This is a genomic window from Anabaena sp. FACHB-1391 (assembly GCF_014696755.1).
GTDB classification, from domain to species: Bacteria; Cyanobacteriota; Cyanobacteriia; order Cyanobacteriales; family Nostocaceae; genus Dolichospermum; species Dolichospermum planctonicum.
In genome coordinates, this window is record NZ_JACJQS010000001.1 from 1 (window position 1) to 21,174 (window position 21,174).

The window sequence follows — 21,174 nt, forward strand, 5'->3', positions numbered from 1 at the left end:
GAAGCCAAAGTTAAAACAACAGTTTCATCGCTTTCTGGAGTGCTATCACCTGTGGGGTCAATAGTCAGAGTGGCTGTACTCGCACCCGCAGCAAAGGTGATGGTTTTTCCTGTGCCGGGTGTTGCTCCTGTATAGTCGCTACTATCTGCTGTACCCGCAATGCCGTAGTTAACGGTTAAGGTGTTGGTTGTCGCTCCTGTGCGGGTAAAGGTGTAAATAAGATTGGGTGTACCATCTTCAGTGACGCTACTGGGTGATACTGCTAGGGTAATGGTGGGGAAATCATCATTATTAATAGTTCCCGTCACGGCTGTGGTTGTACCAATGGTGTAACCTGTTCCTGTAGCTAGAGTTAAAGCCACGGTTTCATTACTTTCTACAGTGGTATCTGCTGTGGGGTCAATAGTTAAAGTGGCTGTACTTGCACCCGCAGCAAAGGTAATGGTTTTTCCTGTTCCAGGTGTTGCTCCTGTATAGTCGCTACTGTCTGCTGTACCCGTAACGCCGTAGTTAACGGTTAAGGCGTTGGTTGTTGCTCCTGTGCGGGTAAAGGTGTAAATAAGATTGGTAGTTCCGTTTTCTAATACGCTACTGGGTGATACTGCTAGGGTAATGCTGGGAAAAGCAACAACATCATCATTAGTAATAGTTCCCGTGACGGCTGTGGTTGTCCCAACAGTGTAACCTGTTCCTGAAGCCAAAGTTAAAACAACAGTTTCATTACTTTCTGGAGTGCTATCACCTGTGGGGTCAATAGTCAGAGTGGCTGTACTCGCACCCGCAGCAAAGGTGATGGTTTTTCCTGTTCCGGGTGTTGCTCCTGTATAGTCGCTACTGTCTGCTGTACCCGTAACGCCGTAGTTAACGGTTAAGGCGTTGGTTGTTGCTCCTGTGCGGGTAAAGGTGTAAATAAGATTGGGTGTACTATCTTCAGTGACGCTACTGGGTGATACTGCTAGGGTAATGGTGGGAGGAGCAATATCATTAGTAGTTGTAAAGTTATTGAGTCCCAAAGTCCCAGTTAATCCTGTTACCTCAATGATGGCATCGTTATTGGCACTAAACCCCGCTGTAGCATCATTAATAGCGACAAAGGTACGGCTACCAAAGGAGAATTGAACAGCAGCGTTAGCTGTAAAAGTAGTGTTGGTTAACCTAGCTGTAATGCCTGCCGTATCAAGTGTTGTTACAGATCCGGCATTAGAAAATCCGCTGCAGGCAGTGGTAACAAGGAATAAATCATTGTCAGTATTAGCATTGAAGTCGTTAATGACATCAAAATTACTGAAAACAGAATCAGCCAAAGTGCGGTAGTCAAAACGGTCTACTCCCAACGCTCCAGTTAGGGTATCTTTTCCAAGTCCTCCGGTGAGGAAGTCATCACCCGCACCACCTTTGAGGATATCGCTACCCGCACCACCAATTAAGGTATCATTGCCATCTTCGCCATCAATGACATCCTGATATTGACTGCCTACAAGACTGTCATTTCCTGCCCTACCCTCTAAATTTATGGGTAATCCGTCATCTGGGGCAACTTGTAAGTCACTGTAATTGATAGTATCGTTGTAGACAGTACCTGTAACTGATTCAACGGTTTTGAAGTTGGTACTATTACTACTGGTGATAGAAATTCCTACCGCATTCTGTGAATAATTAACCTGGTCATATCCTGCACCACCATCAATAGTGTCATTCACTCCACCGGGTACAATGAAATCATCCCCATCACCACCATATATTTCGTTAGTCCCATTTTTACGTCCTGCAAGTAGATCATCACCGGCATTACCGTATATTTTGACAGAGCCGACAGTGTTGTTATTTTGAGCAACATAGATATAATCCCCAGCAATAGTTCCAGTGTAGCTTGAACCACTTACTGCCACTTTACTAGTATTGTTACGAGTCGTACCGATAACACCATTAGTCGCATTGTTGGTAAACAAACTCTCAATAAGTTGCGTTACACCACCACTTTGACCTTGTACTGTTGGTAAAAGGGTTGGATCTATGTAAATTCTCAAAAACGTTGATGGTTCATTGGTTTGGTTGTTGTACGCTACTTCTACACCTGTTCCATTAATACCTGATACTAATGTATACCTATAAGCCTGATTACCAGTGAGCTTAGGAAGTGTGATGGTATCTATCCCTGGTTGAAAATCCATAATTTCTACTATGGATCTTCTTTGGGTTACGTTGACTGTTCCCCAACCATTTGCACCTTGACCACTAAAGAAGTCACCAATACCCGCCAAATTGTTTTGATATTCCTCTATATCTAAGTTGTAGTTGGCTTCGATATTAGCTACATCATTAGCGAGGTGTGCTGTAGTAGCGATCGCATCAATTGCTCCATCAGCTAAACCAGTAATATCTACGGCTTGTGCTAATGCTGCTGCATAATCAATCCCAGCCCCTATTCCAGCATGAGTATTATCCGCAATACGGCGTTTCTCTCTCACATCCCAATCAGGTTCTACTAAAAGAACAGCCAATTGTTTGAGTTTGCCAGTATTGAAGTCCAGTCCGACTGTACCAGATGATCCTTCAAGGGATATATTGAATACATCACTGCCTTGAGAACCTGTAACTTGTTGAGATGTAGTTAAGCCGTCGTAGGATCTGAGTTGGAAAATGTCAGGACCAAAACCGCCGATAACACTAATGGTAAATTTTTCAGGTTTTGCGAGAACGAAAAACTGAGAATCGGCATTGCGTCCAGTTGCACCATACTGATTGATTTCAATGATGCCTCGTAAAGAACCGGTACCGAAATCATTCCATTTACCAGATGAAATCCAATTCATCGCCGCATAATCTTCATTTCCGTTGTAATTATTTGGTTCACCTGGTTCGAACCAGTTTCTATAAGTAGAGGTTTCACCGCTGGCCCACCTGAACTGGTCTTCTGTCACCTCATCTGTAAATCCAATCCACAGGTATTCACTACCACCAAAGGTACTGACTAACCAATCCTGCTCGGCCTGATTGTTGACGGTGACAAGATTTCCCCCTAAACTCTGTGCCTGATCTTGAGCTTGTTGCCATGTTCCAGGACCTGTTAACAGATATTTGCTGCCGTTATACTCGAAAAATTTGTTTTCAATGATGCCTCGTGCAGAACCGTTACCGAAATCATTCCATTTACCAGATGAATTCCAATTCATCGCCGCATAATCTTCATTTCCGTTGTAATTATTTGGTTCACCTGGTTCGAACCAGTTTCTATAAGTAGAGGTTTCACCGCTAGCCCACCTGAACTGGTCTTCTGTCACCTCATCTGTAAATCCAATCCACAGGTATTCACTACCACCAAAGGTACTGACTAACCAATCCTGCTCGGCTTGATTGTTGACGGTGACAAGATTTCCTCCTAAACTCTGTGCCTGAAGTTGAGCTTGTTGCCATGTTCCAGCGGTAGTGAGGCGATAGATAGACCCGTTATACTCATAGGCATTAGTGAGGAAGGAGACAGCATTGATTGTACCGTAGGTATCACTGTAGTTTGTGCCAATGGCTTGGGCTGTAGCTCCATTGACGAAAATATTTGCAGCAACACCTTGACCATTATTTGCACCAGTACCACCTGTGGCTGAGTTGCCAGTAAAAACGCTATTTAGTAGGGTTAAACTCGCGCCAGAGTTAACGAAAATCGCACCACCTAAACCAGCACCACCGCCGCCGCGACTGCCTGATCTGTTATCACCACCGGCTCCACCGTTTCCATTTCCACCGAACTGACCGCCGGCTCCTTCTGCTCCACCGCTTCCATAATCATTACTACTCCAGTAATCATAATCATAGCCGCCGCCGCCGCCGCCGCCGCCACCACCACCAAAGCCAGCGTTTCCACCGTTTCCACCATTACCACCACCATCGCTAGGATCATACCAAAAACCGCCTTCATAAGCACCGCCGCCGCCGCCGCCACCACCACCACCTGCACCAAAGCTACCTGACCCGCCGTTTCCACCAGGACGGCCAGTATCATAATCGTAAATACCAGCACCACCACCTGATCCGCCACTGGTAGTAGAATTAAATCCCCCACCACTACCTCCACCTGAGCCATTAGACCCAGTACCACCACCAGAACCAGCATTACCATTGGCATTACCGCCAACTGCCCTGTTACCGCTAAAAGTGACATTATTCAGGGTGACATTACCTGCATTAATAAACAGTGCCCCCCCAGCGCCTAAACCACCGCCACCACCATTATTACCATCGCCTCCTCTGGCTAAACCGTTAACAAAGCTAAGTCTAGAGAAGGTAACACTAGCACCATTTACCGCAAGAATTTGATAGGCATTTTGACCACTAATGGTGGTGTTACCATCATCAACAAAATTGATATCGTTACCTGTATTCAGATTGCCGAGAGAACTGTTGAGATTAATTGTGCCGCTGACGCTGGTGAGATCAATAGTATCTACTCCAACCACATTACCCGCATCAATGATGGCTTGACGCAAAGAACCTGCGCCACTGTCGTTATTGTTGGTGACTGTAAATCTTGCCATGAAGATAACCCTCTATCTGATTACATGATGTTTCTGAACTGTGCTAGGAAAAATCTTTTCCACTCAAATATTTTATTCCACTGCTAAGTGACTTCCGTACTGAGAAACACTGACTTCATCTGACTTCATCTGACTTGAGAGCTAATTTTGACACCAAAAAACAAAACAACCATTGTCATCTATCTAAAGATAGATTTACATGACGGATTGATTATGAGAAGATATAACTCATAACATCTGAAATTTAGTCAAATCTGCTTGAAAAAGTGGATTATTGCTGTCTCTATGTAAATTATTTATAATATGCGAAAGTCAATTAAAGTAAGCAATGACCGTATTCAACAGGTTAATATGGCACTTGGAGTTAATGGCTACCCCAGCCAAAGATCTTTAGCTTATGACACAGGATTATCCCTATCTACAATTAGTAATTTTCTGACTGGTAAACCTGTTAGTTATACAAGCTTTGAAGAACTGTGTCGTAAATTAAATCTAGATTGGCAAGAAATTACTACCAGTGTTCAAGTAATATCTACCACCCCCGTATACGCACAAATACGCAAAAAAAAACCAAATGCAAATCAATTTCTAGACTGGGGAACTGCAATTGATATTTCAGAATTTTACGGATATAGCCAAGAACTGACACAATTACAGTCATGGATTTTACAAGATGGTTGTCGTGTACTGGGATTATTCGGTATGGTTGGAGTTGGAAAAACAACCTTAGCTACTCAACTAGCAAAACAAATTCAAAATCAATTTGATTACGTTTTTTGGCGTTATGTGCCTAATGTCCTGTCTTTTGATGAGATGATTACTGATATGCTATCCTTGGTGTCCAATTACAAGGAAAGTAAACCCAATATTCATCGAATTATCCATTATTTGCGTGCTTATCGTTGTCTGATTATCTTGGATGACATCAAAATAGTTGTAGACGAGTTTGATAGCGAATATAATCATATTATCCAAGTAATTGCGAAAACCAATCATCAAAGCTGTCTAATTTTCACCTGTCGAAATCAACCTGACCAAATTAGTTTACTGGAAAACTGGTCATCCTCAGTGCGTTCTTTGAGATTGTTTGGTTCTTTTAAAACAGCGTTTTCCTTAATACAATCAAAACAACTATTGGGGACAGAACAACAAAAATATGAATTATGCGATTTATATGGTAATAATCCTTTAAAAATTCAAATAGCTATTAATGCGATCATCAAATTATTTAATGGTGATATTAGCAAATTTCTAGCACAGAATACCCTATTAGTCAGTTATCATCTTCACAGGTTGCTAGAACAACAGTTAAATTGTCTCTGTGATCTAGAAAAGCAAATCATCTATTATTTGGCAATTAACTGGCAATTAACAACAATTACTGATTTAGAAAATATATTACCTCATATTTCTAGATCCCATTTTTGGCAAGCAATAGAAAGGCTACATTCACGCTCTTTAATTCAGGAAAAAGCAGGTAAATATACTTTGCAACCTGTAGTTATGGAGTACGTTATGGAACAATTTAAACCAAAACCTGTATGAGAATTAGTGAATAAAAATATGGGTTCGTAAACAATAACTTGACCATTGTTTGTAGGTTTGGTTGAACGCAGTCAAACCCAACAAATGGGCCGAAATGTTGTAAATAGGGTAGAATGTCGGGTTTCGTTCCTCAGCATTTTCTGAAATGGCAAACATCTTTTACAGCAGTTCCCGATCTTATGAAGTACAAATATCAATAATAAAACTCTTGTGGTGCGGGCATACTTCGACCAATCTCAGTACAAGTCTTGCCCGCACAAGGTGTATCTCACTCAAAGCTACTTGCTGTAAAAGCGATCGCTCTGGTAAAATCATAAAGTCAAGTTAGAATAGAGGAAATTCTGGCTACAGATTTTTACAAAGCATAGAATATAAAATATACATGAGCAACAAAACATTTAGATGAGAACTCAAAAATGTTGGGTTTCGTTCCTCAACCCAACCTACGAATATATTTGAGTTTTGAACGGGATTTTTTTACGTTTGCGGAGGGTGTCATTAGCTATATAATTTAATTATATTAATAATATTACCAAATTAACCCACTAAGTAGGAGAACGGAAAAAAAACCGACATAAGTAACGAAAAGTAAAGTTGCCCAAAACCGTTCGGCTGACGCTCACGGCGAAGCCTCTTCCCTGTTCCCTGTTCCCAGTTAAGAGTTCCCTGTTCCCAGTTAAGAGTTCCCTGTTCCCTTGTCATAACGACAATTTTTAACGCCAACCTACTTACCCATGACAAAAAAAATATTAACTGGAATCAGTTCAACAGCTTACGAACACCCTTTTGATCGAAAAGCTTTGGCTTCTTTACAAAATATGCCCGGTATTTCTCCTTTACTGAAAAAAGTCAACGAATATGGTATTGATCGTTTACTGAGATTACAAAGTATTGCTAGTGAAATCAGAGTTACACCCCGGAATTTTCCCCAATTATATCAACCATTACTAGAAGCTTGCCAAATTCTGGATGTGACAACCATTCCTGAATTGTATTTGTTTCGAGGCACAGGACATATTAAAACCTATATCATTGGCGTAGAAAAACCTATTATTGGGATTAATATTGAAGCAATGGAATGGTTAAACTATGATGAATTACTATTTATTTTTGGATACGAAATTGCTAGAATTAAAAGTCAACATATGATTTATCATCAAATATCAATTGTCATGCCGGCATTGAAAGTATGGTTAAGTAGTACCACATTAGGATTAGGAGGATTAATCGCTAGTGGTGTAGAATTAGCGTTATATAATTGGGTAATGATGGCAAAATTTACAGCAGACCGTGCAGGTTTATTAGCTTGTCAAAATATTGATGTTGCAACTACCGCATTAATGAAACTTGCGGGTTTACCAGAAGAGTATTTAACCCCTAATGTCATTGAAGATTTCCTAATTCAATCCCGCGAATTTACTGCTAATAGTGTTGATAATCTAGATCAAGTTACGAAAATATTAAGTTATTCAGAATCTCATCTTTCTTGGTTAGTCATGCGAACTGGTGAATTATTAAAATGGGTGGATTCTGGAGCATATAATCGTTTAATTCAAGATGAAAATATCAACACACCAGTAACAGAAGAAATACCCGAAACAGGAGAAAAAGAAGGATGGAATTTTTTAAATTCTTGGTAATTTAACTGGGTATTGCTGTTAGAGATTTCCCAATAAAAATATCCCCAAATAAATTCATCAGTCTTCATCTGTGTTAATCTGCGTTAATCTGCGGTTAATTATTCTTCAAATCTTCATCTAACCACAGATACCACTCTAGAACCCACGAAAAAGAACTAAACCAGAATAGATTTAAATTTGCTAACCTGGAAGTAGTACCAATATTGCTGATAGTAGTGTGGTTCTCTATGAAAACGTTTATTTGAGCAAGAATTATGACAGAATTTAATTCTCATACCCTGCGTTCCTATACTCAAGAGGATGTACAGCAAATCCTACAATTAGCGATTTCTCGTCAAGTCAATGACAATAATCAAGAATTTTCCTATCAACAGATATTGGAAATTGCTAAAGAGTTACAAATATCACCTGATAATCTCCAACAAGCGGAACGAGATTGGTTGGTTAAACAAAGCGAAGTCGAGCAACGTCAAGCTTTTAACCTTTATCGTCGCAGTAAATTTAAAAAACGTCTCGGAAATTACGCAATTATTAACATTTTTTTCCTAGCCATGGATTCCCTAAGTGGCGGTATTTCTTGGTCACTTTATATCTTAGTCGCTTCTGCATTAGCCATATCTTTAGATATTTGGAATACTTTTCAAACTAAAGGGGAAGATTACGAAATCGCTTTTCAAAGATGGAATCGCAACCATCAAATTAAACAAACAATTAATACAGTTTTAAATAAGTGGTTTAAGGTATTTAGTCCTTAAACCTGAGAATAGTTAACTATCTATTTTTCCTGTTTCCTGTGATAATTAGCTACTAGAACCGGAGGCGGCTAATTCTGCTAACCGTTCTTGTTGGTCTTGAGATATACAAGATTGGATCACCGTTTCTATATCACCCTCCAAGACAGGATTAAGGGTAAAATTTTGACCTAAACGGTGGTCAGTCACCCGACTATCTTTATAGTTGTAGGTGCGAATCTTTTCCGAACGAGAACCCGTACCAACTTGGGATCTCCGCATGGAAGTGACAGCATCCTGTTGTTCTCGCAGTTTTAATTCATACAATTTAGCCCGGAGAATTTGCATCGCCCGTTCTTTATTCTGTAACTGACTACGTTCTTCTGTACAGAAAATCCGAATACCTGTAGGTTTGTGAAATAAGTCAGCGGCTGTTTCCACCTTATTCACGTTTTGTCCACCCGCACCACCAGAACGGGCTGTACTCATTTCAATATCTTTCGGATCAATATGGACTTCCACTTCATCCACTTCCGGCATAATCGCTATAGTAGCGGTAGAAGTGTGAACCCTTCCCCCAGATTCCGTTGCTGGTACGCGCTGTACACGATGTACACCAGATTCAAACTTGAGTTTACTATAAACACTATCACCTTGAACTTCTAGAATTACCTCTTTAAAACCGCCCATTTCCCCAGGGGACTCGCTGACTAACTTCACCTTCCAACCTTGGTTATCAGCATACCGGGAATACATTCGCAGTAAATCTCCTGCCCAGATACTTGCTTCATCACCACCCGTACCAGCGCGGATTTCCAACATAATGTTTTTATCATCGTTGGGGTCACGGGGTAACAGCAATACCTTTAAGCGACTTTCTAAATATTCTAGCTTTTCTTCTAGTTCGCTAACTTCCAATGCGGCCATCTCATGCAACTCTAGGTCGCTATTAGACTCTTTGAGTATTTGACGCGCCCCTACCAATTCATCCTGGGCTGTTTTCCAAGTTTCATAGGTATTAACTACCTCTTCCAAAGAAGAACGAGACTTAGCAATTTTTTGATACTCATCAGGATTACTAGCGGTATCAGGATCAGCTAAACGGCGTGTTAATTCATTAAAGGTTTGTTCAACGGATTTAAGTTTCTCCAGTAAGTATAATTCTGCCATGATGACTATAAATGCTCCTAAAAAATAACAAGTTGGCTCAAGCATAAAATGAGAAGCGACCCAGCGCAGTGCGGGGTCGTCTATGGCTTCCGCCATGCACTCGCTTAAATAGCTATAGCCAACCCGCTACTTTTGATTATCGTCAGCAGTTTGAGCGCTGGACATACCATATTTACGGAGAAAGCGTTCTACACGGCCTTCAGTATCAATCATTTTCTGAGTACCAGTGTAAAAGGGGTGATTTCCAGACCAAACATCTACGTGGAGTTCGGGCTTGGTAGCGCCAATGGTCATCACTACTTGACCATTACAGTAGACCTTAGCGTCTGGATACCATTTAGGGTGAATATCAGGTTTAGCCATTGTTTTTTGTGTTGTGAATGTATATAAATTTTGACACTTTAGATTTTAGATTTTGAGATAAATCTCTATGGCTTAGGCCATGCTTTGCTATTATATATCTCTATCGTCCCTCAGAGACAATACATATTGCTGCGCTGGTGGAGAAAAACCCCAAATCCAAAATCCAAAAGTGATTAACGTTTGGAGTATTGAGGTGCTTTGCGGGCTTTATGTAAACCGTATTTCTTCCGTTCTTTAGCTCGTGGGTCACGAGTTAAATACCCTTCGGTTTTCAAAGGTGAACGGTTATCCGGGTCAAGCTCACATAAAGCGCGGGCTACTCCTAGACGGATAGAATCAGCTTGTCCAGTTAAGCCACCACCTTCAGCTTTCACAACGATGTCGTATTCGTTTTCCAAACCCAATGTTTCTAAAGGTGCTTTAATAGCTCCTAAATAGTTGGGATTGAATTGGAAATACAATTCTCCATCTTTACCGTTAACAGTCATTTTACCCGCACCAGGAACTAGGCGAACTCTGGCCACTGAGCATTTACGACGACCAGTACCCCAGTAAACGGCACGACCGCTATTAATTTCTGCTACCTGCATTAATTTTCTCCAGGAATTGTACTAATGGTGATTTCTTTAGGTTGTTGTGCTGCATGAGGGTGGGTAGGTCCTGCATAGACTTTTAGTTTGGTAAATAGTTGTTTACCCAAACTGTTTTTAGGTAACATACCCTTAATGGCGTGTTCGAGGATTCTTTCTGGTAAGCGCTGTTGCAACTTAGCGAAGGTTTCTGTTTTCATGCCACCGGGACGGCCAGAATGACGACGGTAAAGTTTTTGGGTGCGCTTTTTACCTGTAACTGCTACTTTCTCAGCATTGATAATAATCACAAAATCCCCTGTATCTAAATGGGGAGTATATTCGGCTTTTCTCTTCCCTCTGAGAATCATAGCGACTTCGCTGGCCAGTCTTCCCAGACGCTTATCTGTAGCGTCTACTAAGTACCAATCACGCTCAAGAGATGCTTGAGGGGGAAGGTAGGTTTTACTACTCATTTTTTGTCCTTTGTCCTTTGTCCTTTGTCAGTTGTCAGTTGTCATTATTCATGACTAAGTATGGTTGGGTGTCATACCATATTTTTGGTGGCAAGGGAAAATCGGGATAACCGACTCTCAATAAGCATAGTCCGTGAGCAGGTGCAGAATATTTCACTTCTTCTCGCCGTTCTTGTTGCCAGATTTCGGTGAAATTCTCTACTGTCCGTTGTCTAGAACCCACTTCTACTATCATGCCTATTAACAGCCTTACCATGCCATATAAAAATCCATTAGCTTGAATTTCAATATGGATAAAAGCTCCGCTGCGACGACATTCTACTGCTTGTATTTCTACCCAGGAATGCGATCGCACTGACCCAGCCCGCTCAAAAGCAGATAAATGGTGTTTTCCCAGCAGCGGTTTGAGGGCAGATGTCATTAAGGATTCATCTAAGGCTGCATAATAATAATGCCAACTGAAGGGTTTTACGAATAAATTCGGTAATTCTTCGGTGTATATAGTGTAACGATATCGTCGGTAAACAGCGCTAAAACGAGCGTGCCAACTTTCACTTACACCCGCTGATGCCCTGATCAATACATCTGGGGGCAAATAGCTGTTGAGAACTTTTGCCCACTTATGTGCGGGAATTAAACCTGTAGCCTGAAAATGAGCGACTTGAGCGGCAGCATGGACTCCAGAATCAGTTCTCCCTGCGCCGTGGAGTGCTACATGATACCCCAAAACTGTGGCTATAGCTGTTTCTATCTCCTCTTGGACGGTGCGCTGTCCTTTTTGTCTTTGCCAGCCGTGAAAATGAGTACCTAGATACTGAATAACTAAAGCTACTCGCTGAGTGGGATAATGCTGGCCGCTTTCTAACATAGTTGTTTGTCAGTTGTCAGTTGTCAGTTGTCAATTGTCAGTTGTCAGTGGTTTTTCTTGACTACTGACTAATGACCAATGACCCATGACAATAACCAATAACTTTAAACTAGTTCAATAATCGCCATTTGAGCATGATCACCGCGACGGGGTACGGTATGGAGAATCCGAGTATAGCCCCCTTGACGGTTAGCATACCGAGTAGGAGCTTGCTCAAATAGTGCATGAACTAGGGTTTTGTCGTAGATATAACCTAAAGCTTCACGACGGGCTGCTAGAGAGCCATCCTTTGCTAGAGTAATCATTTTATCTACCTTACTGCGAACAACTTTAGCTCTGATTAAAGTTGTAGTAATTCGACCATGACGTACCAACTCTGTTGTCAAAGCTCTGAGGAGAGCGCGACGTTGGTCTGCTGGTTTACTAAGTTGTTTGACTCGGCAACGATGACGCATAACAATGCACTAATGAAGTTTTATTTATTAGGTTTTGCTTTAGCTGCTTTTGGAGCTTCTTTCTGGAGCCAAGGTAATACCCAAGCGCCGCTGTAAAGCTTCCACTACTTCTTCCGCTGACTTTTGACCAAAGTTTTTGATTTCTAAAAGGTCTTCTTGGGTATAATCCAATAAGTCCGCTACAGAGTTGACTTGGGCGCGTTTGAGACAGTTATAAGCTCTTACAGACAACTGTAACTCTTCAATTGGGATTTGGGCTGTGGGGTCATCTGGGTAGTCTGAACCTATATCCGTTAGTTCTAAGGAGATATCTTTCAAAGGGTTGAATAAATCTACCAAAATTCCAGCGGCCGATGATAGTGCCTCTTGGGGAGAGATGCTACCATTAGTCCATACCTCCAACAGGAGTCGGTCTTTCAAAGAACCATCGCCACGAGCTTCTTCCACACTATAGTTGACTTTCCGTACAGGCATAAATACTGAGTCAATTTGCAGAAAATCCAAAGATGTGGCTTCTTCTCTGCCTCGTTCTACAGTGCGGTAACCTTTGCCTCTCTCAATGCGAAATTCCATTTCCAGTTTGCCACCTTCAGCGACGGTGGCGATATACTGAGTTGGGTCAATCACTTCTACTTCGCTGGGTAAGTCAAAATGTGCCACCGTTACCGTAGCAGGTCCATTCACGACTAAGCGACCAATTTGGGGTTGAGCAGAATAACTCTTGAGAATCACATCCTTCATGCGCATGAGGATTTCCAGTACATCTTCCCGCACACCCGGAACCGTTGCAAACTCATGACTAACACCAGCAATTCTCACTGCTGTTACTGATGTTCCTTCTAAATTAGAAAGTAACACCCGCCGCAACGCATTACCAACAGTTGTTCCTTGTCCTCGCTCTAGAGGTTCGAGAACAAACTTGCTGTAATAGCTCCGACTTTCCTCAGCATTAGATTCTACACATTCAATTTGAAACTGCGCCATGGAGTAGCCTCCCTTTTTAAGGTGCTGCTAGAAGGTAAATTAATTGCCTCGTTTTCCAGTTGACAATTGACAGTTGGCAATTATCGCCTAAATTTGATATCTTAATTTAGCCTACAGGTATTGTTTTTTTGGTTTCCACAAAGTTGATCAACCTGGGGGAAAAGCTGATTATCGCTTTGTGACGCGAACTTATTTACCCCATGGGTCTAAATTGGATAGGTACTCCCTTGGGGAAAATAGTTCAAAATTACCAGCCACACAGGGCATTGCTGATTATTTTCCCGAGCTTCAACCTACCGGCTTGGGTGCCAAAATAGTTTTGTTTAAACTCGACGGCGCTTGGGTGGACGGCAACCGTTGTGGGGAATTGGGGTAATATCCCGAATGAGTGTAATTTCCAGTCCTGCACCTTGGAGCGCCCGAATCGCAGTTTCTCTGCCGGCACCAGGGCCACTAACCATGACTTCGATTTGCCGCATTCCTTGGTCTGTGGCTCGTCTAGCCGCGCTTTCAGCAGCGGTTTGTGCCGCAAAGGGAGTTCCTTTTTTTGCCCCTTTAAATCCACTAGAACCAGCACTTGCCCAGGAGATGACATCTCCTTTTTGATCGGTAATCGTGACAATGCTATTGTTGAAAGTAGATTGAATGTAGGCAATGCCGTTGGGAACGTTCCGTTTCTGTTTTTTGCTCCCGGTTTTTTTGGTTGGTTGTCTGGCCATATTTGTTGAGTAAATTTAAGGTACAACTTGCCCATTGCCGCAAGTTTAGAAAAATTATTTACCGGGAGCTTTTTTCTTCCCAGCCACCGTCTGTCTTCTACCACGTCTGGTTCTGGCGTTGGTACGAGTTCTTTGTCCCCGCACAGGTAGGCCCATGCGGTGTCTACGACCTCTGTAACAGCCAATATCAACTAGACGCTTAATATTTAGCCCTTCTAAACGACGTAAATCCCCTTCAACTTGATAGTTGCTTTCGATTTCGCCTCTGAGGGCTGTGACATCAGCATCACTTAGGTCTTTGACGCGGGTATCTGGATTTACACCAGTAGCCGCGAGAATTTGATGTGATCTAGTTAAGCCAATTCCGTAAATGTATGTTAGACCGATTTCAACGCGCTTATCGCGGGGAAGGTCTACTCCGGCAATCCGTGCCACAATGAATTTCTCCCTATTGTTTTCGTAATTGCAGTTAGTAAAACGTGATCTGGCCTCAAGCCTTTAGTCCCGTTCTTAACTTTGATAGATTTGAATCTATCCCTGACGTTGTTTGTGTTTGGGATTTTCACAAATCACCATAACGCGACCACGACGCTTGATCACGCTACATTTCTCACAAATCTTCTTAACCGAGGCTCTGACTTTCATGCCTTTTAAAATTGACTCCAAATAGTAGATTATAGCATTTATAGAAGAAATATTTCAGTTATGTAACTAGAAAAAAACCAATTGATTTATGGTAGAATTCTCTACATAGATTTATTTCTTCCGCAGACGATAGGTGATTCTACCTTTGGTTAAGTCGTAGGGTGTTAATTCAACTTTGACGCGATCGCCAGGTAAGATCTTAATGTAATTACGGCGAATTTTTCCAGAGATGTGTGCTAGGACATTAAAGCCGTTATCTAAGTCAACACGAAACATTGCATTAGGCAAAGATTCGGTGACAGTCCCTTCCATTTCAATTAGATCTTGCTTAGACAAGTTTTTTCCTCAACTCAACAATCTCCTATTATTCTTGTACACTTGTCATGCATAAAGAACACAATTAGAGAAATATCTCAACAGTTTATGAATATATCTTAGCTAAAATTGACTTGTGCCTGGGCGAGAAAGTAGGGTACAGGTAATAGGCCATCATGAAATCAGTTTTTTCCTTCTACCTACATAGAATACTGTCCCTATTTCTTTTAAGCAGCTATGATATTTTGCAAAGCAGTAAAAACTTCTTCTTGGGACTGATTACCGTTGACTGTGAGGAGTTTTTCGCGCTGGCTGTAATAACTAATCAAGGGTGCAGTATCATCACGATAAACCTCCAGGCGGCGACGAATCACCTCCTGAGTATCATCTTTGCGTCCGCGTCCGAGTAAGCGACTAACAACAGTTTCATCTGGCGCATCCAGATTGACTACCTTTTCACCACCCTGTCCTAAATTTTCGAGTAATTTTGCCAAAAACTCTGCCTGTGTAACTTTACGGGGAAAGCCGTCTAAAATCCAACCTGATTTAGCATCTGATTTTTTCAGACGTTCCTCAACCATATCCTCTACTAATTTATCGGGGACTAATTCGCCTTTATCCATATAAGCTTGGGCTTGGATACCCAAATCTGTTTTCTCCTGAATAGCCTGGCGTAAAATGTCACCTGTAGAAATATGGGGAATCTGTAAAAATTCAGCCAATATTTTAGCTTGAGTTCCTTTACCTGCTCCCGGTGGTCCCAAGAAGATTAATCGCGTCACTATTGTTTCACCATTCCTTCATATCGCTGAGATATAACATAAGTTTGGATTTGTTTAGCCGTATCAATTGCCACACCAACCAAGATTAACAAAGATGTTGCACCTAGCCCCTTAAAAGTTGGCACTTTCAAAGCACTTTCCACTGCGGTAGGAATAATTGCCACCAAACCCAAAAAGATAGCACCTAAAAAAGTGAGGCGATTTGTCACCCGTTCAATATACTCACTAGTAGCCTTACCGGGACGAATACCCGGAATACTAGAACCCATTTTTTTCAAATTCTGAGCCACATCTACAGGGTTGAGAATCAACGAAGAATAGAAGTAACTAAAGAAAACAATGGAAATTAAGTAAACGAGGGCATATACCCAAGGTGCAGAACCACCAGGACTCAGGTAGGTATTAACAATGTTTGCTAATTCGGGATTTTTAGTAAAATTGGCGACTAAAAGCGGCAAACTCAGGATGGCCGCCGCGAAAATAATCGGCATTACCCCCCCAGAATTAAGACGTAGGGGTAAATAACTCCGCTGTTCTGCTAAAACCTTTCTACCCACTTGACGACGGGCAGAAATAATAGGGATGCGGCGCATTCCCTCTTGTACGAACACAATACCCACAATAGTGAGCATAAAAACTAGTACAAGAACAATGACACGGCCGACAATTTCCCGTCCACCCACCTGTACCAAGTCAATGGTATCACCCAGAGCCTTGGGTAAAGAAGCAACAATGTTGACAAAAATCAGCAAAGATGCACCATTACCAATACCCCGTTCCGTAATTAGTTCTGATGCCCACATCACGAACATTGAACCAGCAGTGAGAGCAATTGCGGTTTCTGCCACAAATATCGGACCTGGGTTGAGGGCAAATTGTTGGAGGAATAATGCCGAAAAAGCCACGCTTTGAATAATTGCCCAACCTACAGTCACATAGCGGGTAATTTGTGATATTTTCCGCCGACCTGCTTCCCCTTCATTTTTCTGTAAATTTTCTAAAGAGGGCAGAGCGGCGGTGAGCAATTGGATGATAATGGAAGCATTAATAAAGGGCAAAATCCCCAAAGCAAAGATCCCCAAAGTAGAGAGTCCTCGTCCAGAGAATATATCCAACAAGCCAAAGATGGAATTATTGCCCGATATAGCTTCAGCAAACTTAGGTCTATCAATTCCTGGTACAGGTAAAAAGATGCCCAAACGAACTAAAATTAAAATACCTACGGTAACAAGCAGCCTACCTCTCAGTCCGGCTGCTTGCGCCATTTGCATAAAAGTTTCTTGAGCCGTTGGGGCTTTGTCTCGACTGATCATAGAGTTTTACCTTTTAAGTATGAGGTGTGAAGTATGAGGTGTGAAGTTTCCAGTGCTTGATCTTTTATCCTTCATCCCGCATCCTTCATCTTTTATGCAGCTGTGGCTGTAGGCCGCGCTACGCTATCACAACTCCCACCAGCAGCCTCAATTTTGATACGAGCTTGACCCGTGAAAGCAGCGGCCTTTACCCGGAGAGGAACATTTAATTCCCCATTTCCCAAAATTTTCAATGGCCCCTTAGCAGCGGTTAAAATACCAGCCTCCTTTAAAGATTCCAGAGTTACTTCTGAGTTAGCAGGTAAATCATTTAACTTCTCTACATTAATGATCGTGTAAATTTTCCGATTAACGAGAGGGAATCCCTTGAGTTTAGGTATCCGGCGGTACAATGGCTGTTGACCACCTTCAAAACCTGGTCTTGTCCCACTACCAGAACGGGATTTTTGACCACGCATCCCTAGACCAGCACTAGCGCCTTGTCCAGCAGAAATACCTCTACCTACGCGCTTACGGCGTTTTTTCGAGCCTTTTTGAGGCTTAACATCGTTGAGTCTCATTTTGATTGGGGATTTTAGATTTTAGATTTTGGATTTGAGATTGAGAATCTGATACAAAGGGCGACTAAATATAGAGTTTCTCAATGGCGATACCGCGATCTTCAGCAACTTCACTTAATGTCCGCAGGGTCGATAGAGCGTTAACTGCGGCTCTAGCGTTGTTTAAAGGATTGTTTGAACCTAATTGTTTAGCCAGAATATTACGTATTCCTGCTAACTCTAATACAGTCCGTACAGCACCCCCGGCAATTACGCCTGTACCTGGTGCAGCTGGACGCATCATGACCTTAGCTCCACCACCAATACCATCAATGGGGTGAGGAATAGAATTGGATTTAGTGATAGGGATGTCAATTAGATGTTTTTTACCATCAGCGACACCCTTTTTAACTGCACCAATTACATCTGAGGCCTTGCCAACTCCGACTCCAACTTGTCCACGTTCATTACCGACGACGACAATGGCGCGGAAGCTAAGTTTTTTACCACCTTTGACGACTTTACTCACCCGGCGGATTTGGATAACTCGCTCTTGCCAGTTGGTTTCTTCTTTTTTCGCACGACTTGCTTTACGACGACCGGTTACCATAATCAATGTTCTCTTTTAGTTGTCAGTTGTCAGTTGTCAGTTGTCAGTTGCTACTGACCACTGACGGACTTAGAAATCTAAACCAGCCTCCCGTGCTGCCTCGGCTAGGGCTTTAATGCGACCGTGATAGAGGTTGCCACCCCGGTCAAAAACTACCTTGGTGATGCCTTTTTCTAGAGCGCGTACTGCTACCAATTTACCAACTTGCACTGATGCTTCACAGTTAGCGCCAGAAGCGATATTGGATTTTAATTCTGGTTCTACGGTTGATGCCGCTACTATAGTTTCCTGTTTGGTATCATCAATCACTTGAGCGTAAATATGCTCATTAGATCGGAATATAGCCAGACGGGGACGTTCGGCCGAACCGTTAACTTTACCACGAACGCGCCGATGACGACGCTGTTTTGATTCTCTACGAGTAAGTTTCATATTTACTTCTTACCACCCTTACCAGTCTTACCAGCCTTGCGTCTGACCACTTCACCGGCATAGCGAATACCTTTACCTTTGTAAGGTTCAGGGGGACGAACGGCGCGAATTTTCGCGGCTGTGTTGCCGACAATTTCCTTGTCATAGCCACTGACTATGACATTAGTAGTACCTTCTACCGCAAATTGAATTCCCTCTGGTGGTTCAATTTGCACTTGATGGCTATAACCCATGTTTAAAACTAGGTTACGCCCTTGAATTTGAGCGCGATAACCGACCCCTTGGATTTCCAAGCGACGTTGAAAACCCTGGGATACTCCCTCTACCATGTTGGCCACTAGTGTGCGGCTCAAACCGTGCATTTGTCTAGAGGTCCGGGTTTCATCACGACGGGTAACTAGCAATGTTTCTCCGTCTTGGGAGACGATAACATTGTTAGGTAGTTGTCGGGAAAGTTCACCTTTAGGACCCTTTACCACTACTTTGACACCATCAATCGCCACTTGAACTTTGGCGGGGATGGTAATTGGACGTTTACCAATACGAGACATGATTTTTTGTTCTTTGTCTATTGTCAGTTGTTAGTTGTCACTTGTCAGTTGTTCGTTGTTTTGCCACTGACCAATGACCAATGACCAATGACGATTACCAAACGTGGCAAAGCACTTCACCGCCTAGATTTTGGCGGCGTGCTTCGCGGTCAGTCATAATCCCACTGGATGTAGAAATAATGGCAATACCGATACCGCCTAGCACTCTTGGTAATTCTTTTTTGTTGGAGTAAACTCGTAAACCGGGTTTACTGACTCGCTTGAGGGCAGTAATTAAAGGTTGGCGATTTTTACCTTTGTATTTCAGGGAAATAACTAGGTTACGCTTTACTCCTTCTCCTGCTTCTTCAACTTCCGCAATAAAGCCTTCTTCCCGCAATACCTTGGCAATACTCCGAGTCATCTTTGTAGCTGGTACTTGCGTAGTTTGATGTTTCGCCATATTGGCATTGCGGATGCGCGTCAGCATATCTGCAATTGTGTCGTTAGCCGCCATCGTTCCCTCTTTAGATGAACTTATTGATCACGAAAGGGCATTCCCATTTCCTTTAATAAGGCGCGGCCCTCTTCGTCTGTTTTTGCCGTGGTGATAATAGAAATATCTAAACCTCGGACTTGGTCAATTTTGTCGTATTCCACTTCTGGAAAAATTAGCTGTTCCCGCACACCTAGAGTGTAGTTGCCACGTCCGTCAAAGCTTTTGGGGCTGACACCGCGAAAGTCTCTGATTCTAGGTAGTGTCAGGTTAATCAGACGATCTAAGAAGGCGTACATCCGTTCGCCTCTGAGTGTCACCATAATCCCTACAGGCATACCTTGACGAATTTTAAAACCTGCGATCGCCTTTTTAGCCCGTGTTACTACTGGTTTTTGTCCAGTGATCAGGGCAATTTCGCTCAGGGATGCCTCCAGGGATTTAGCATTTTGAGCAGCTTCTCCCAAACCTCTGTTGACAGATACTTTGATCACCTTCGGCACTTGATGCACGTTGGTGTATTCAAACTGAGTAATCAATTTTGGGACAATTGTCTCTTGATATACAGTTTTTAGTCGTGTTATGGCCATAGTGTTTCTCCTTATATCCCCTGGGCTTGGTCAGGGAATTTTAGATTTTGGATTTTGGATTTTGGATTTGAGATTTTGGTGGAAAATCTAAAATCTCATCCTCATTCACCAGTTTATTTATCTAAAATCTCACCTGTTTTTTTGAGCATTCTCACTTTCTTACCCTCGGCAGTGAAAGTGTAGCAGACGCGACTAGCAACGTTTTGTTTGGTAGAATAGAGCATCACATTAGAGCTATGAATGGGGTACTCAGTCGTGACTATTTGCCCTGATTCCCCTTCTTGCTGGGGTTTCACGTGCTTGGTTTTCATGTTGACACCTTTGACCACAACTTTGCTCAGTTGTGGTAGTGCTTTAATCACTTCACCAACTTTACCTTTATCTTTGCCGGCGATGACTTGCACAGTGTCACCGGTTTTGACGTGCATTTTATAAAAAACTTTGGGTTGTGGCTGCTTTGCCATTACAGCACCTCCGGAGCCAGAGAAACAATTTTAGTAAAGTTTTTATCGCGCAGTTCTCGAGCTACCGGACCAAATACCCGTGTACCTCTAGGATTACCTTCCTTGTTGATGATAACTGCCGCGTTATCATCGAAACGGATGGTCATACCGCTATCACGACTAATAGCCTTACGAGTACGCACAATTACTGCTTCTACAACATCAGACTTTTTGACAGCCATGTTGGGTGAAGACTCTTTGACAACGGCGATAATTCTATCACCTACGCCACCATAACGGCGGTTACCTGCACCTAATACGCGGATGCACATTAGTTTTTTAGCACCGCTATTATCTGCGACATTCAGATAAGATTGGGGTTGAATCACAACTGGTCTCTCTTTTGGGTTTGTTGTAGCTTATGTTACAA

General features: G+C 42.4%; 25 protein-coding genes. 3 read left to right on the plus strand and 22 right to left on the minus strand.

Annotated elements, in window-relative coordinates; translation table 11 throughout:
* Window positions 1-4,529, minus strand: a 4,529-nt coding sequence (locus tag H6F62_RS20750; protein ID WP_277878500.1) for a lectin-like protein, incomplete at its 3' end; no start/stop codon positions are given.
* A gap of 351 nt (window positions 4,530-4,880) precedes the next feature.
* On the opposite strand from H6F62_RS20750, the gene H6F62_RS00015 reads away from it, so the two are divergent.
* From H6F62_RS00015 to H6F62_RS00025, 3 genes are all read left to right on the plus strand, one after another.
* Window positions 4,881-6,074 (plus strand): helix-turn-helix domain-containing protein, encoded by a 1,194-nt coding sequence (locus tag H6F62_RS00015; RefSeq protein WP_190371051.1) that lies wholly within the window; start codon window positions 4,881-4,883, stop codon window positions 6,072-6,074.
* A gap of 734 nt (window positions 6,075-6,808) precedes the next feature.
* On the plus strand, window positions 6,809-7,714 hold the full coding sequence (locus H6F62_RS00020) for a M48 family metallopeptidase (protein WP_190371052.1): 906 nt from the start codon (window positions 6,809-6,811) through the stop codon (window positions 7,712-7,714).
* 254 nt (window positions 7,715-7,968) lie between these two features.
* Window positions 7,969-8,469 (plus strand): 2TM domain-containing protein, encoded by a 501-nt coding sequence (locus tag H6F62_RS00025; RefSeq protein ID WP_190371053.1) that lies wholly within the window; start codon window positions 7,969-7,971, stop codon window positions 8,467-8,469.
* Window positions 8,470-8,514: 45 nt separating this feature from the next.
* Here H6F62_RS00025 and prfA read toward each other — a convergent pair whose 3' ends face one another.
* From prfA to rplN, 21 genes are all read right to left on the minus strand, one after another.
* The gene (gene prfA / locus H6F62_RS00030) at window positions 8,515-9,615 is read right to left on the minus strand and encodes a peptide chain release factor 1 (protein ID WP_137906529.1); all 1,101 of its coding nucleotides are present in this window, start codon (window positions 9,613-9,615) and stop codon (window positions 8,515-8,517) included.
* Between the two features lie 126 nt (window positions 9,616-9,741).
* On the minus strand, window positions 9,742-9,978 hold the full coding sequence (gene rpmE / locus H6F62_RS00035) for a 50S ribosomal protein L31 (protein ID WP_137906387.1): 237 nt from the start codon (window positions 9,976-9,978) through the stop codon (window positions 9,742-9,744).
* A 173-nt stretch (window positions 9,979-10,151) separates the two neighbouring features.
* Window positions 10,152-10,568 carry a 30S ribosomal protein S9 gene (gene rpsI / locus H6F62_RS00040; RefSeq protein WP_028085236.1) on the minus strand — a complete coding sequence of 139 codons (417 nt, stop codon included), beginning with the start codon at window positions 10,566-10,568 and terminating at the stop codon, window positions 10,152-10,154.
* Entirely contained in the window at window positions 10,568-11,023 is a 456-nt protein-coding gene (gene rplM, locus H6F62_RS00045) for a 50S ribosomal protein L13 (RefSeq protein ID WP_027402083.1), read from the minus strand. Before rplM ends, rpsI begins: the two co-directional genes overlap by 1 nt.
* A gap of 34 nt (window positions 11,024-11,057) precedes the next feature.
* A complete protein-coding gene (gene truA / locus H6F62_RS00050) occupies window positions 11,058-11,891 on the minus strand; it encodes a tRNA pseudouridine(38-40) synthase TruA (RefSeq protein ID WP_190371054.1) in 834 nt (277 codons plus the stop codon).
* A 104-nt stretch (window positions 11,892-11,995) separates the two neighbouring features.
* Window positions 11,996-12,346, minus strand: a complete 351-nt coding sequence (gene rplQ, locus H6F62_RS00055) for a 50S ribosomal protein L17 (protein WP_028085239.1) — start codon at window positions 12,344-12,346, stop codon at window positions 11,996-11,998.
* 39 nt (window positions 12,347-12,385) lie between these two features.
* Window positions 12,386-13,330: a DNA-directed RNA polymerase subunit alpha gene (locus H6F62_RS00060; RefSeq protein ID WP_137906389.1), complete on the minus strand. Its 945-nt coding sequence runs from the start codon at window positions 13,328-13,330 to the stop codon at window positions 12,386-12,388.
* Between the two features lie 323 nt (window positions 13,331-13,653).
* Window positions 13,654-14,049, minus strand: a complete 396-nt coding sequence (gene rpsK, locus H6F62_RS00065; RefSeq protein ID WP_028089019.1) for a 30S ribosomal protein S11 — start codon at window positions 14,047-14,049, stop codon at window positions 13,654-13,656.
* A gap of 54 nt (window positions 14,050-14,103) precedes the next feature.
* Entirely contained in the window at window positions 14,104-14,484 is a 381-nt protein-coding gene (gene rpsM / locus H6F62_RS00070; protein WP_028089020.1) for a 30S ribosomal protein S13, read from the minus strand.
* A 96-nt stretch (window positions 14,485-14,580) separates the two neighbouring features.
* Complete coding sequence (rpmJ, locus tag H6F62_RS00075) at window positions 14,581-14,694, minus strand: 50S ribosomal protein L36 (RefSeq protein ID WP_015079193.1); 114 nt, start codon at window positions 14,692-14,694, stop codon at window positions 14,581-14,583.
* 111 nt (window positions 14,695-14,805) lie between these two features.
* Window positions 14,806-15,030, minus strand: coding sequence for a translation initiation factor IF-1 (gene infA, locus H6F62_RS00080; protein WP_006276978.1), 225 nt, complete (start codon window positions 15,028-15,030; stop codon window positions 14,806-14,808).
* A gap of 206 nt (window positions 15,031-15,236) precedes the next feature.
* Window positions 15,237-15,791, minus strand: coding sequence for an adenylate kinase (locus tag H6F62_RS00085; RefSeq protein WP_137906390.1), 555 nt, complete (start codon window positions 15,789-15,791; stop codon window positions 15,237-15,239).
* Window positions 15,791-17,104 carry a preprotein translocase subunit SecY gene (secY, locus tag H6F62_RS00090; RefSeq protein ID WP_137906391.1) on the minus strand — a complete coding sequence of 438 codons (1,314 nt, stop codon included), beginning with the start codon at window positions 17,102-17,104 and terminating at the stop codon, window positions 15,791-15,793. Before secY ends, H6F62_RS00085 begins: the two co-directional genes overlap by 1 nt.
* 92 nt (window positions 17,105-17,196) lie before the next feature.
* A complete protein-coding gene (rplO, locus tag H6F62_RS00095; protein ID WP_137906392.1) occupies window positions 17,197-17,664 on the minus strand; it encodes a 50S ribosomal protein L15 in 468 nt (155 codons plus the stop codon).
* Between the two features lie 64 nt (window positions 17,665-17,728).
* Window positions 17,729-18,253, minus strand: coding sequence for a 30S ribosomal protein S5 (gene rpsE, locus H6F62_RS00100; protein WP_028089024.1), 525 nt, complete (start codon window positions 18,251-18,253; stop codon window positions 17,729-17,731).
* 69 nt (window positions 18,254-18,322) lie between these two features.
* A complete protein-coding gene (gene rplR, locus H6F62_RS00105; protein ID WP_028089025.1) occupies window positions 18,323-18,685 on the minus strand; it encodes a 50S ribosomal protein L18 in 363 nt (120 codons plus the stop codon).
* A gap of 2 nt (window positions 18,686-18,687) precedes the next feature.
* Complete coding sequence (gene rplF, locus H6F62_RS00110; protein ID WP_137906393.1) at window positions 18,688-19,236, minus strand: 50S ribosomal protein L6; 549 nt, start codon at window positions 19,234-19,236, stop codon at window positions 18,688-18,690.
* A gap of 94 nt (window positions 19,237-19,330) precedes the next feature.
* Entirely contained in the window at window positions 19,331-19,732 is a 402-nt protein-coding gene (rpsH, locus tag H6F62_RS00115) for a 30S ribosomal protein S8 (protein ID WP_028085248.1), read from the minus strand.
* 20 nt (window positions 19,733-19,752) lie between these two features.
* On the minus strand, window positions 19,753-20,301 hold the full coding sequence (gene rplE / locus H6F62_RS00120) for a 50S ribosomal protein L5 (protein ID WP_137906394.1): 549 nt from the start codon (window positions 20,299-20,301) through the stop codon (window positions 19,753-19,755).
* 113 nt (window positions 20,302-20,414) lie between these two features.
* Entirely contained in the window at window positions 20,415-20,765 is a 351-nt protein-coding gene (gene rplX / locus H6F62_RS00125; RefSeq protein WP_137906395.1) for a 50S ribosomal protein L24, read from the minus strand.
* Window positions 20,765-21,133, minus strand: a complete 369-nt coding sequence (rplN, locus tag H6F62_RS00130; protein ID WP_137906396.1) for a 50S ribosomal protein L14 — start codon at window positions 21,131-21,133, stop codon at window positions 20,765-20,767. Before rplN ends, rplX begins: the two co-directional genes overlap by 1 nt.
* Window positions 21,134-21,174 lie beyond the last annotated feature (41 nt).